The sequence below is a fragment of the Sulfitobacter sp. genome, assembly GCF_036961165.1.
Taxonomy (GTDB): Bacteria; Pseudomonadota; Alphaproteobacteria; order Rhodobacterales; family Rhodobacteraceae; genus Sulfitobacter.
In genome coordinates, this window is the sequence record NZ_JBALVJ010000009.1 from 32,741 (window position 1) to 46,209 (window position 13,469).

The following is a 13,469-nucleotide window of genomic DNA, read 5'->3' on the forward strand; positions in this document are numbered from 1 at the left end:
AAACTCTTGAGCGAGCGCGGCCTGTAGTCGCGTCGCCCCTTGACCCGGGCGTCCGCGCTGGGGTGCAGATCAACAGGATGCCCCGGCCCCCGACGCAATTTCAGGATTACCCGCCACGGTATACAGCCACGGCGGCTGGTTCAGCGTGTGACTATCAGCCATCGGATCAGGGACACGGTCCAGAAGGTCCTGCATATCAATGTCCAACCCCGCCTCTTTCGCGCCTTCGGCAATCCACAACAGCGATTGTCCAGTCAGCGCGCGCGCCTTGGGCGCCGAGCCGCCAACAATCGCGTGGTTGCCGGTGAACCAAACCTGCTGGTAGGGCCGCTTCGGGCTGCGGTCGCCCTTGTTCAAGCCCGGATCATCGCGCGACGCTTCCAGATTGTCCCACAGGGCGGGACGGTAAAACACGCGGCGTTCATCCAAAGCAACCGCATGGCGCGCAGCCCTCACCATTGAGCTAAGCATGGTGTCGTGAAAGCGGTATTTACTGTTCCACAGATTGGCCACGGGCCCCAACAAAGGCGCAGGAACGCCAAGCGATCCGACCGTATCCCAGATGCCCAGATAGGCGATATCAACCTTATGCATGCGGTCAGGGTCATCGCGCCACGGGGTGACCGTGCGCCAATCCATATCGGCTTGCGAGGTCGCAAAACGCGGCGAAAGTTTGCAGCGCGCCTGAAGCACATGCAGCGCATCTGGGTGGTTCTCGGGACCGGGTTTTCGGTAAAGCCTGAATGCTTCGTCCAACTTATCCGTTGTGGGATCAGGCATAATCCCGCATTTACGGATGATGCCGGCCAGCGAACGTGCCGTATAAGCGCCCCGCGAGAACCCCAAGATAAAGATATCGCCCCCCACCTTATACTGTTCACTCAGCGCGGCATAGGCGTGCTTAATGTTGTCGTTCAGGCCCCAGCCGAACGCGCCGCCGCCCAACTTCATCAAGCTTTTGCTGAGGAAACCTACCTCAGCGCCACCGGTCCCGACACCTTCGAAATAACGGGTGTGTTGTGCGTTGCTGGTGCGTGTTTTCTGAAACAGGCGGACCACATGGGTCGGCTGCTGCATCGTTGGGTCGTTCCATGTGCCGTCGCAAAAAATTGCTACGGGTGCCATTGGCAAAATTCCTTTGTGCTATATATCGATTAGCAAAGCGTAGCTTTGACCAGAAAGGTCCCCATGTCACGTAATGCAGCAGCGATCGTAGCGTTTCTTTTTGCAGTTTTCTTTGCAATCTCCCCCGCATTTGTTCAGGATTTCGGCGGTTTTTCCCCTGATCAGTTCCCTGTCCCGCAAGATGAGCCGCCGGTTCAGCCCGAAGGCTATGCCTTTGCCATTTGGGGTGTAATTTACCTGTGGCTGATCGTGGGCATGGGGTTTGGCCTATGGAAGCGTCGGGAGGATGCGCAGTGGCATCCGATGCGGCTGGCCCTGATCCCCTCGCTCGCAGTGGGCAGTGTGTGGCTGGCCGTCGCGGTTGCAAGCCCTGTCTGGGCATCCGTGCTGATCTGGGTGATGCTGATCACGGCGCTGGTCGCGCTGTTCCGCAGCCCCGTTGATGATAGATGGTATGCTGCCCTGCCCTTAGGGCTGTACGCTGGCTGGCTAAGTGCGGCGTCTTGCGTGTCGCTGGGGCTGCTGGCAGCGGGCTATGGCTATCTGGACGGCACGACAGCCGCGGTGGCTGCGATCATTCTGGCACTGGTACTTGCCTCAGCTGTGCAAAGCCAGCTTGGCCGCGCGCCAAGCTACGGTATCGCTGTGATCTGGGCTCTGATAGCTGTGGTGGTGCAAAATTTTAGCAGCAACGCGACCGTCGCAGCATTGGCGGCTGGTGGAGCCACCGCGCTTGTCTGGCCCACAATCAAAGCATGGCGCAACGGATAATGAAAAACGCCGGAATTCGCGAAAATTCCGGCGTTCAATTATTCCCGCCGCTTGCCGGCAGTGTGCTTGCGCAGCTTTGACGGTGCTGCTTTTTTGCGCCCTTTGTAGGGGTTGGCATCAGACTGTCCGCGCATCCACAAACGGATTGGCGTGCCGGGCATGTCAAAATCAATACGCAAACCATTAACCAGATAGCGGCTATAACTGTCCGGCACTTTGTCCGGGTGGCTACACATGACCACAAAACCCGGCGGACGTGTTTTGGCCTGTGTCATATAGCGCATCTTGATTCGCTTGCCCTGCGGTGCGGGGGGCGGGTGCGCCTCCATCATGCCCGAAAGCCAGCGGTTCAGCTGGGCGGTGGTCACACGGCGGTTCCACATCTCATAGGCGCGCATGATGGCCTGATGCAGGCGGTCAATACCCCGCCCTGTCTTGGCTGAAACTGTGATCAGCGGCGCGCCACGCAACTGCGGCAGCAGACGCTCAAAACTCTCTTTGAGCTCTTTAAGTTTGTTCTGCCGGTCTTCCTCGACATCCCACTTATTCACCGCAATCACGACAGCGCGGCCTTCACGTTCGGCTAAATCGGCGATCCGCAAGTCCTGTTGTTCGAACGGAATTTCCGCGTCCAGCAAGACGACGACCACCTCGGCAAACTTTACCGCACGCAGGCCATCGCTAACGCTGAGTTTCTCCAGCTTTTCCTGAATCTTGGCCTTCTTACGCATGCCCGCAGTGTCAAAGATGCGCATTGGCACATCGTCCCACACGGTCATAAGCGAAATGGCATCGCGGGTGATCCCCGCCTCTGGTCCGGTCAGCAGGCGATCTTCTTTCACGATCTGGTTGATCAGCGTGGACTTACCGGCGTTGGGACGGCCCACCACAGCCACCTGAAGCGGCTTGGAACGGGTCGGAACGCGCACGGCGTCCTCGTCTTCATCATCGTCGCTGACATCCACGTCAACTTCGGGCGCGTCATCCTTTGCCTTTTCGGCAAAAGCATCCGCAAGCGGCATCAGGTGGGTGTAGAGATCATTCAGGCCTTCGCCGTGTTCGGCAGACAGGCGGATCGGCTCACCCAACCCCAGCGAGTAGGCTTCGATCACGCCAGCATCAGCGGCGGCACCCTCGGCTTTGTTGGCGGCAAGGATCACGTTGGCCGAGCGTTTGCGCAGGATGTCGGCGAACACCAGATCGGTGGGCGTGATCCCTGTGCGCGCATCAATCATGAACAGGCACACATCAGCCATATCCACGGCGCGCTCTGTCAGGCGACGCATCCGGCCCTGAAGACTATCGTCAGTGACGTCTTCCAGACCAGCAGTATCAATGACAGTAAAGCGCAGATCGGCCAGCCGTGCGGCTCCCTCGCGCAAATCGCGCGTGACGCCGGGTTGGTCATCCACCAATGCAAGGCGTTTGCCGACTAGACGGTTGAACAGCGTAGACTTGCCCACATTGGGACGGCCCACGATAGCGAGGGTGAAGGACATTAGGAGGCTCCGAAACGGCGTTAGACCCGCGCAATAGCGCAAAGCGCCACCTTAAGAAAGCCCCCTCTGGCAACGCGCCCTAACGGTAGGCGAGCAATTGGCCATTGGCAGACACAACATACAACGTACGACTAGCCACAACGGGGGCAGTTGTGGCCCCGCCAGGGATCTCTGCGCTGGCGACAAGAGCGCCATTCACCGGGTCGAAACTACGCAGAATGCCGTCGCCAGAGGCAACGATCACACGCCCGCCGGCCACGATGGGACCGTGATGGGTAAAGATGGTGCCCTGCCGCTTTGGTTTGGTCTTGGTAAAATTCGGCAGCGGCGTGCCCCAAATCCGTGAACCGTCAGATGCATCTAGACGCAGCAATTCGTTCAGGTCGCTCACGGCAAAAATGCTGCCTGCGATCGGCCAGACAGGGCCGGTGGCGCCTTCGGCAGCAGACCAGATGCGCGCGCCAGAGGCCGTATCAAGGGCGACAATGCGGCCCGACTGGTTGCCCAGATACACACGGTCACCCGAGATGACTGGCCCAGCCGTTACGTCTGAAATATTGCTCAACGCCCTGCCCGGACGTTTGCCCAGCACTGACGCATCCCAGCGGTTCAGGCCACCACGGCGGAAGACCGCCTGCACTTCGCCTGAGCCAAAGGCAAAAATCGCCAAATCTTCGGTAATCGCTGGCGCAGGTGCGCCAAGAATGTTGTTTGTGTCCTCGGATGCGCCGATCTGCCACGCGACGGTACCGTCGCTGCGGTTGACCGCCCAGCCGGCATTGTCACCCGCTGTCACATAAACCAGATCACCGGCAACTGATGGCGTGCCAGAACCGCTGGCATCAAGCTGTTGGGTCCAGCGCACGGCACCGTTGCTGACATCCAGCGCGGCCAGAACGCCAACGCCGACGGACACGTAAACTGTATCACCAGACACGACGAGACCGCCGCCTGTGGCATCGCCCTCCTGATCGCGGGAGGGCCGCAGATCGGCCTGCCACAGGGTGGCACCCAAAGTCGATATGGCCGTAACGACAGAATGTGCATCCAGCGTGAAGACTCGACCGCCAGCGACCACCGGATCAGCTGTGATGCGGTATTTGCGGCTGTCACCAGTTCCGATATTTGCCGACCACGCCAGCGTCAAAGAGCTACCAAGTGCAGGATGGGTGACACGCGCGGCGGGGCTGCCTGCGGTCTGGCTCCATTCCGCGTTCACACGCGCAGCAGGTAGACCGATTGCACGGGTTTGGTTCCCCTCGAATGCCGGAGCACTGTCCAGAGATGCGCTTTGATCCTGCAAGACCGAGCGGATGTCTTCGCGTTCACCAGGCAGGATCACATCCGGCTCGGTACAGGCGGTCAGGAATGTCGCCGCACCCAGAAAAGCCAGAAGTGCTGCGCGTTGCGGCATCCGGCGGCTGCGCTGCAAGGAAAAGTCTGTGTTTGTCATTGCCTGCTCACTCTGGTCTGCGGCGCGTTTCCGGTTCCGATGACACGGGACCAGTCGGCGGCATCCTTATCCGTTATTGTCGTCCGTCGGGGCACCAATCAGATCAGGCTCCCCACCCAAGGCTACAATCACCTGCAATGCACGTTGTTGCAAGTCCGGTGTAACCCCTGCATCGCTCAGAATACCCTGATAGGTGGTAATCGCGGTTGCAGTGTCGCCTTCCTGAATGGCGATCAGCGCCAGCTGCTCCTGCGCCAACAAGCGCAACGTGCCACCAGCACTTCCCAGCGCTTCAAAGCCCTGCTTGCGTGTGGCGGCGTCCAGCGTCTCGGCTTGAAGAGTCAACGCCTTGAACTGTGCAATCTGGCGATAAACCTGTGGGATTTCACTGTTAAGGGAAACAGTCTCAAGGCTTGAGACAGCGCCAGCGGTATCACCAGCTGCGACCTGTTCGGACGCGGTAAGCAAGGCCAGCACGGCGTCGGCCTTAGGGCCGGGTGTCTCTACCTGCCCCAACGCGGCGACACGCTGTGCGGCGTCATTGCTTTCCAGCGCGTCCAGCACCGCATCGCCAAGGCTTTCTGCCTGCGCGCGCGCCTGAGCCGCACGGTATTCTGAATACGCGGCACCGCCCACAATCAGCAGCACGGCCAGCACGCCGATCCAGCCATAGCGCTTAAGCTTGGCCATCATCTGGTCGCGGCGCAGCTCTTCGGTTACTTCTTCGATAAATCCGTCGCTATTACTCATCCGGCTATGGCCCCTGCCTATCCTGTTTTGCCTCTCTTAACGAACGCGCAAGTGCAAGCCAAGTCCCAAGCCTGTTGCACAGCTAATCAGCGCAATGGCCCGTGCAGTGCGGATAACGGCAGAAATCGTGTCGAATCTTATATTCTGAACTATGCTGTTCACTTCTGATGCATTACATACGGGCAAAATGCGGCGTTTTGGTTTTTTGCATCCGGCAATCAGGCCCCTTTGCGCAGACATCTAAAGAGGCTTCACATGCGTATCTTTCCCATCCTGGCTGCCATCGCGTTGGCAGCGTTACTGTATATGGCGATTCTTGAACGGCCTACGCTGCTGGCCCTTTTCGGGGTCGGGACAGAAGAAACCGCCCAGACCGACACCGAAGAACCGGTTGTAGCGCCAACAGTGGCGGAAAAGCGGGTCAAGGTTGTGGTGGAACGGTTGAACGCGCAAAACATCGATAGTGCTGTTGTGTTGCGTGGCCAGACAGCAGCAGCGCGGCAGGTAGATGTCCGCGCACAAACATCAGCCATCGTGATTTCAGAACCATTGCGCAAGGGCGCGCAGATCGAGACAGGCCAAATCATGTGCCGCTTGGACGAAGGCACACGTCGCGCAGACCTTGACCAAGCACGCGCTCAGCTCGCTGAAGCCCAATCGCGCGTTCCCGAATCCGAAGCTCGGGTGCAAGAAGCGAAAGCCCGTCTGGAAGAAGCGCAAATCAATCAAAACGCATCATCCCGCCTCAATGAAGGTGGCTTTGCCTCAACCACTCGGCTGGCGAGCTCAGACGCTGCAGCTGCCACAGCACAGGCGGGCGTTAGTTCGGCCCAATCCGGTCTAAGCGCTGCGCAATCAGGGATCGAAGCTGCGCAAGCCGCTGTAGCCGGCGCCCAGACCGAGCTTGACCGCCTTGTGATCAAGGCCCCGTTCAACGGCATGCTGGAAAGCGACACAGCCGAGCTTGGATCGCTTTTGCAGCCGGGTGCGCTGTGCGGCACAATCATCCAGCTTGATCCGATCAAGCTGGTCGGATTTGTGCCCGAAACCCAAGTTAACCTTGTGGAAGTAGGCGCCATGGCCGGCGCGCGTCTGGCAGCGGGCGGCGGCGAAGTGCGCGGCAAGGTCACGTTCATCTCGCGCTCGGCTGACCCGCAGACCCGCACCTTCCTCACTGAAATCGAGGTGCCGAACCCCGCGCTGAAAATTCGCGACGGGCAGACCGCAGAAATCCTGATCGCGTCCCAAGGCGCCAATGCGCATCTGGTGCCACAAAGCGCACTGACGCTGAATGACGAAGGCACGCTTGGCATGCGGTTGGTGGATGACAATAACATCGTGGATTTCCGTGAAGTACAGATCATCCGCGACACCACCAAAGGTATCTGGGTCACGGGCCTGCCTGCACAGGCAAATGTGATCGTGGTCGGACAGGAATACGTGGTCGAAGGTGTCGAAGTTGTTCCGACATTCCGGGAGGTCACGCAATGACCCGAATCGTCGATTGGGCTGCCTCGCGTGCCCGCATGGTCCTTGCCTTCATTCTGCTGAGCCTTGTGGTCGGCGCTTACGCCTACACCACCTTGCCCAAAGAAGGTGAGCCGGATATCGAAATTCCGGCTCTTTTTGTGTCTGTCCCCTTCCCCGGCATATCGGCAGCGGATTCAGAAACACTGCTGCTGAAACCTATGGAGACCGAGCTGAGCGATCTTGACGGGCTCAAGAAGATGACCGGTACTGCCTCCGAAAACTATGCGGGTCTTGCGCTGGAATTCGAATTCGGTTGGGACAAAACCTCGATCATTGCGGATGTGCGCGATGCGATGGGCACTGCCGAGGCGCAGTTTCCCGAAGGGGCCGAAACCTATTCCATCAATGAGATCAACTTTTCCGAATTCCCGATCATCATCGTCAACATGACCGGCCCCGTGCCGGAGCGCACGATGGCACGTTATGCCAAGCTGCTTCAGGATGATCTAGAGGGGCTTGAGGCCGTGCTGGAAGCGGGCATTGCGGGCAACCGCGACGAGATGCTCGAAGTGCTGATCGACCCGCTCAAGCTTGAATCCTATGACGTGACTGCTGCCGAGCTGATCCAGACGGTGCAAAACAACAACCAGCTGATCGCCGCGGGCGAGATCGAAAGCCAGAACGGCACGTTCTCGGTCAAGATCCCGTCCAGCTTTGACGAGCCGCGCGATGTCTACAATTTGCCGGTCAAAACAAATGGCGACCGCGTTGTAACACTGGGTGATCTGGCACAAATCCATCTGACGTTTGAGGACCGCCTAGGCACCGCCCGCTTTAACGGAGAGCCGTCAATGGCCCTGCAAGTGGTAAAGCGCAAAGGCTACAACCTTATCGACACCGCCAACGCGGTCAAAGAACTGGTCGCAGAAAGCCGCGCGCAATGGCCGGATGAGCTCAAGGCAGCGGTTCAGGTTGGCACCTCAAACGACCAGAGCCGTGTGGTCAACAGCATGGTGAACCAGCTGCTTGGATCGGTTTTCACTGCAATTGCGCTGGTGATGATCGTTGTGCTTGCAGCGCTTGGTATCCGTGCCGCCTTGCTGGTCGGTTTCGCAATCCCGACCTCGTTTTTGCTGTGCTTTGCCTTTCTGGCGCTTATGGGCATTTCAGTTTCCAACATCGTGATGTTCGGTCTGATTTTGGCCGTGGGCATGCTGGTGGATAGCGCCATTGTGGTGGTGGAATACGCCGACCAGAGCCAGCAACAGGGTAAAGGCCCGATGGAAGCTTACGTAGAATCAGCCAAGCGCATGTTCTGGCCAGTGATCTCTTCTACTGCGACCACGCTCTGCGCCTTCCTGCCGATGCTGTTCTGGCCCGGTGTGCCGGGTGAGTTTATGGGCATGCTGCCTGTCACACTCATTTTCGTGCTCTCTGCGTCATTGGTCGTGGCGCTCGTTTATCTGCCTGTTCTGGGCGGCGTTACTGGCAGGCTGGAACGCTGGATGGCCACCAACATGGAGCGCATCGCCGCCCTGCCATGGTATCTGCACATTCTTCTGTTTCCCGCCGCCTTCGTGATGATCTTTCCCGCGCTTTCATTGCTGGCACCCGGTAAGGCTGGCGCTCCGGGGCTGCTGTTCGGCTGGATGGGTGGCCAGTTTGGTGCGATGGACGGGCTGGACCTGCTCACCTCTGTGATCCCGACGTTCGTAACAGTCTTTGGCCTTGTGCTACTTGCCGCTCTGGTGCTGCTCGTGGCGCTGGGTGGGTTCATGTTGTTCCTGCTGACGCTGTTTGCAGTACTGACGCGGCTTGGCAAATGGGGACGCTGGCTTACCTCGAAATTGTTTCGTAAAGAGCCTGACCGCATCTTCGCCGGCTACAAACGCTCCCCATTCGGGCGCGCGATTGAGCTGATCACCGGCAACCCCGTGATGCCACTGGTGATGTGCGGCGTGGTCTTTGTGTTCGTTGGCACAACGCTGATCTTCTTCTCCAACAACTCCAAAGGCGTTGAGTTCTTTGTGGAATCAGAGCCGGAGCAGGCCATTGTCTATGTGCTGGCACGCGGCAACCTGTCGCTGAACGAAAAGGACGATCTTCTGCGCCAGGCAGAGCAGGTCGTGATCAATCACCCCGGCATCGCCACCGCCTTCTCTTTCGCTGGTGAGGGTGGTCTGGACAGCAACACTGGCGGTTCGCAGGCACCCAAGGATTTGATTGGTCAGGTGCAATTTGAGACGATCCCGTGGGAAGAACGCGCCCTTCGCCCCGAGCTTGACGGTGACATTGTCATCGCAGAACTGACCGAACAGCTATCGAACATCCCCGGCATCCAGATCGAGGTCCTTTCGCTGGACCGAGGGCCCGCCTCCGGCAAGCCTGTGCATCTGCGATTTCAGGGTGACCGGTTCAACGATCTGGTCGCGGCCACCACGATGGCGCGCGACCACTTCAACACTGTCCCCGGCCTGATCCTGATCGAAGATACGCGCCCCCTGCCAGGCATCGACTGGCAGATCGATGTGGATGTGGAAAAAGCGGGGCAATACGGCGCGGATGTTCTTAGCGTGGGGGCGATGGTGCAGCTTGTCACGCGCGGGTTGTTATTGGACACCATGCGGGTGGACACTTCGGATGAAGAGATTGAGATCCGCGTGCGCTTACCCGAGGAGGACCGCCTGCTCTCTACCCTTGATACGCTTAAAGTACGCACAAAGGACGGTCTTGTGCCACTGTCAAACTTTGTCACCCGAACAGCGGTGCCCAAATTGGCCGAGATCAGCCGGATTGACCAAAAACGCTATATGGAAGTCAAAGCGGACGTGACACCGGGGCTTATGAAGATCGTTAAAGTGGCACAAGCAGGTCAGGATGCCACCGCAATGCCAACGCTCGCCACTCTGCGCCCTGCAGGACGGGATGCCGACTTTACCGACATCGCCGGTACGCGGTTCAAGATTACCGATCTCACCGCTGCCGCCGATGGCATTGACCTAAAAGAGGACTACCAAGCGCTCAAATTGCGGCTTGTGCCCGTCAACGCGAACGAGCGTATTGCCGAGATTTCCAAATGGGTTGAAACCGCGGATCTGCCCGACGGCATCACCTATGAATGGACCGGTGATCAGGAAGATCAGGCCGAAAGTCAGGCCTTTCTAAGCTCGGCCTTCACGGCGGCATTGGGGCTGATGTTCATCATCCTGCTGGCGCAATTCAATTCCTTCTACAACTCTGTTCTGGTGTTGGTGGCGGTGATCCTGTCCACCACGGGTGTCCTGATCGGGATGCTGGTGATGGATCAGACCTTCTCGATCATCATGACGGGCACTGGGATTGTCGCCTTGGCGGGGATTGTGGTGAACAACAACATTATCCTGATCGACACCTATCAGGAGTTCAGCCAGTACATGCCGCGGATCGAAGCGATCATTCGTACGGCGCAAGCGCGTATCCGCCCTGTGCTACTGACCACCATCACGACGATGGCAGGCCTTGCGCCGATGATGTTTGGTCTCAGCCTCGATTTCGCCAACGGCGGCTATACGATCGACAGCCCCACTGCCCTGTGGTGGAAGCAGTTGGCGACGGCTGTGGTGTTTGGCCTTGGGGTCGCGACTGTGCTGACGCTTGTGGTCACGCCATCGCTGCTGGCGATCCGCGTCTGGGCCTCGACCTATGCGATGTGGGTGGCACGCCTACTCGCGCGGATGTCCATGGGCCGCGCAAGCCGCGCCGCACGCGACTGGGCCTTGCAGCGCAACGCCCGCCGCCAAAGCCCGCAAGAGCTTATCTGGAGCGGTGATGAACTTGACCAGATGCCGCAGGTGCACGGCATCAAACCGGCAGAGTAACGCCTGTTCACTGTTAAGTGACCATAAGGCCCCTCGCGATCTTCGCGGGGGGCCTTATGGTTTGAGGCATCTGCCCACTGTCACAAAGGATGTCTCCTATGCTGCGCCACATCAAACCCCTCATCGCTGCGACACTTCTGGGCGCTGCCGCCCTGCCCGCATCGGCCGAGATGATATCCAAGACCAGCCCGCATACTGTTGCGGTCACCATGGACCGCTTGGAAGCGGCAGTGACTGGTGCCGGTGCCACCGTATTTGCCCGCATTAATCATGCATCCGGAGCCGCCAAAGTCGACATGGATCTGCGGCCCACCGAGCTGTTGATTTTTGGGAATCCCAAATTGGGCACACCTGCGATGATTGATGCGCAAACCGCCGGGCTTGACCTGCCCCTTCGGGTTCTTGCCTATGCAGACGCCGAAGGTGTGGTGCAAGTAAGCTACCATGACCCCGCCAGCCTTGCGTCGGACCACGGCCTGCCCGTAGATGCGCCCTATATCGCGACAATGACAGGTGCGCTGGACAAGCTGACAGCCAAAGCAGTCGCGACAGAGTAACGCTGCAACGAGCGCCAAGTCGACATCCTGCGCACTCTCATTTCTAACGGGAGCGCGGGAAAACATGTTGCCACCCCCGCAGGGGGTGCCAATGAGATCACGGCTGGGCGACTATTCTTCGGATTGCTGGCGATGCCACAGCTGGGCATAGCGCCCGTTCTGCGCCAGCAGCGCCTCATGGGTGCCACGCTCGACCACTTCGCCCTTCTCAAGCACAATGATGCTGTCAGCTTCGGCGATGGTGCTGAGCCGATGCGCAATGGTCAAAACCGTCCGCCCCTTGCCCGCCTGCCGTAGAGCGTCCTGAATTTCATGCTCTGTCTCGCTGTCCAGCGCGCTGGTCGCTTCATCCAACAGCAGGATCGGCGGGTTTTTGAGCAATGTACGTGCAATACCCACGCGTTGCTTCTCTCCACCAGATAGCTTCAGGCCGCGCTCACCCACCGACGTCTCATAGCCCTCTGGCAGTGCCGCAATGAAATCATGGATTTGGGCCGCTTTGGCTGCGGCTTCGACTTCCGCCTGTGTGGCCCCGTCACGGCCGTAAGCGATGTTATACCCGATCGTGTCGTTGAACAGCACCGTGTCTTGCGGCACCACGCCAATCTGTCGGTGCAGTGAGTTTTGCGTCACATCGCGCACATCCTGCCCGTCAATCATCAGGCTGCCCTCTTGCACATCATAAAAGCGGAACAGCAAACGTCCGATGGTCGACTTGCCCGATCCGGTTGACCCGACAATCGCCACCATCTCGCCCGGCTTGGCCACGATGCTGACCCCCTTGAGGATCTTGCGGTCGGGGCCATAGCCAAAGTGGACATTCTCCAGCCGCACTTCGCCGCCTGTAACTACCAGATCGGACGCGTCGGGCTTGTCGTTGATTTCGGAAGGCTGCTCCAGCAGGTCAAACATTTGCCCCATGTCTACCAGGGCCTGACGGATTTCGCGGTAGACCGTACCAAGGAAGTTCAGCGGCACCGTGATCTGGATCATGTAGGCGTTCACCATCACGAAATCACCGACCGTCAGCGACCCATTCTGGACGCCCACAGCCGCCATCACCATCACGGCCACCAGTCCCACGGTGATAATCAGCGACTGGCCGAAGTTCAGGAAGGCCAGCGAATAGTTGGTCTTGATCGCGGCCTGCTCGTAGCCCGCCATGGCCACATCATAGCGACCAGCTTCGCGGGCTTCCGCGCCGAAGTATTTTACAGTTTCATAGTTGAGCAGACTGTCGATGGCCTTTTGGTTGGCGTCAGTATCCTGATCGTTCATCTGGCGACGCAGCTTCACCCGCCATTCGGTCACAGCAAAAGTGAACCAGACATACAGCGCAATCGTCACGGCAACGACCAGCAGATAGGTGATGTCAAACAGGATCATCAGAATGATCCCGACCATCATCAGTTCAAGGATCAGCGGCCCGATACTGAACAACAAGAACCGCAAAAGGAACTCCACGCCCTTCACACCACGTTCGATGATCCGGCTCAGACCGCCCGTCTTGCGGGTGATGTGATAGCGCATGGACAAGCGGTGAATGTGGTTGAACGTCTCAAGCGCCAGCATGCGCAGCGCGCGCTGCGCCACAGGCGCGAAAATCGCATCGCGCAGCTGTTGGAAGCCTACGCCCATCAGTCGTGCCATGCCGTAAGCGACGGTCAGGCTGATCGCCCCCAGCGCAAACATCGGCGCGCCCTCTCCTGCCATTGCGTCCACCGCATCGCGGTAGAAGAACGGCGTGGCAACCGTGATTATTTTGGATACCACAAGCGCAATCATCGCCCAAACCACGCGCTTGCGTACCCATGCCATGTCCTTGGGCCACAGATAGGGTGCCACATTCCGTAGCACGCGCATGGAGGATTGCCGCTCCTGCTCGGCCGCGATCTCTTCTTCGGTCATGGCAGGCTTGCGCGAAGCTGTCTGTTCAGATGTTTTCTGGGCGGGGTCGGTTCTGTCAGCGGTCATGGGTATTCCTATG

General features: G+C 58.8%; 9 protein-coding genes. 4 read left to right on the top strand and 5 right to left on the bottom strand.

What is annotated here, in order from left to right; translation table 11 throughout:
- Window positions 1-69 precede the first annotated feature (69 nt).
- Window positions 70-1,125, bottom strand: coding sequence for a DUF2235 domain-containing protein (locus tag V7730_RS06720; protein WP_335746826.1), 1,056 nt, complete (start codon window positions 1,123-1,125; stop codon window positions 70-72).
- 63 nt (window positions 1,126-1,188) lie between these two features.
- On the opposite strand from V7730_RS06720, the gene V7730_RS06725 reads away from it, so the two are divergent.
- Window positions 1,189-1,896, top strand: coding sequence for a hypothetical protein (locus V7730_RS06725; protein ID WP_335746827.1), 708 nt, complete (start codon window positions 1,189-1,191; stop codon window positions 1,894-1,896).
- A 38-nt stretch (window positions 1,897-1,934) separates the two neighbouring features.
- On the opposite strand, the gene der is transcribed toward V7730_RS06725, so the two are convergent.
- From der to V7730_RS06740, 3 genes are all read right to left on the bottom strand, one after another.
- Entirely contained in the window at window positions 1,935-3,395 is a 1,461-nt protein-coding gene (der, locus tag V7730_RS06730; RefSeq protein ID WP_335746828.1) for a ribosome biogenesis GTPase Der, read from the bottom strand.
- Between the two features lie 79 nt (window positions 3,396-3,474).
- The gene (locus V7730_RS06735; RefSeq protein WP_335746829.1) at window positions 3,475-4,848 is read right to left on the bottom strand and encodes a PQQ-like beta-propeller repeat protein; all 1,374 of its coding nucleotides are present in this window, start codon (window positions 4,846-4,848) and stop codon (window positions 3,475-3,477) included.
- 66 nt (window positions 4,849-4,914) lie between these two features.
- Window positions 4,915-5,598, bottom strand: a complete 684-nt coding sequence (locus V7730_RS06740) for a hypothetical protein (RefSeq protein WP_335746830.1) — start codon at window positions 5,596-5,598, stop codon at window positions 4,915-4,917.
- 255 nt (window positions 5,599-5,853) lie between these two features.
- Between V7730_RS06740 and V7730_RS06745 the strand changes: the two genes are divergently transcribed.
- The 3 genes from V7730_RS06745 to V7730_RS06755 all read left to right on the top strand — a co-directional run bounded on the left by V7730_RS06745 (window position 5,854) and on the right by V7730_RS06755 (window position 11,482).
- Window positions 5,854-7,089, top strand: a complete 1,236-nt coding sequence (locus V7730_RS06745; protein WP_335746831.1) for an efflux RND transporter periplasmic adaptor subunit — start codon at window positions 5,854-5,856, stop codon at window positions 7,087-7,089.
- Entirely contained in the window at window positions 7,086-10,925 is a 3,840-nt protein-coding gene (locus V7730_RS06750; RefSeq protein WP_335746832.1) for an efflux RND transporter permease subunit, read from the top strand. The genes V7730_RS06745 and V7730_RS06750 overlap by 4 nt, the downstream gene beginning before the upstream one ends.
- A gap of 98 nt (window positions 10,926-11,023) precedes the next feature.
- Window positions 11,024-11,482, top strand: coding sequence for a DUF302 domain-containing protein (locus V7730_RS06755; RefSeq protein ID WP_335746833.1), 459 nt, complete (start codon window positions 11,024-11,026; stop codon window positions 11,480-11,482).
- A 111-nt stretch (window positions 11,483-11,593) separates the two neighbouring features.
- Here V7730_RS06755 and V7730_RS06760 read toward each other — a convergent pair whose 3' ends face one another.
- Entirely contained in the window at window positions 11,594-13,390 is a 1,797-nt protein-coding gene (locus V7730_RS06760) for an ABCB family ABC transporter ATP-binding protein/permease (RefSeq protein ID WP_335746879.1), read from the bottom strand.
- Window positions 13,391-13,469 lie beyond the last annotated feature (79 nt).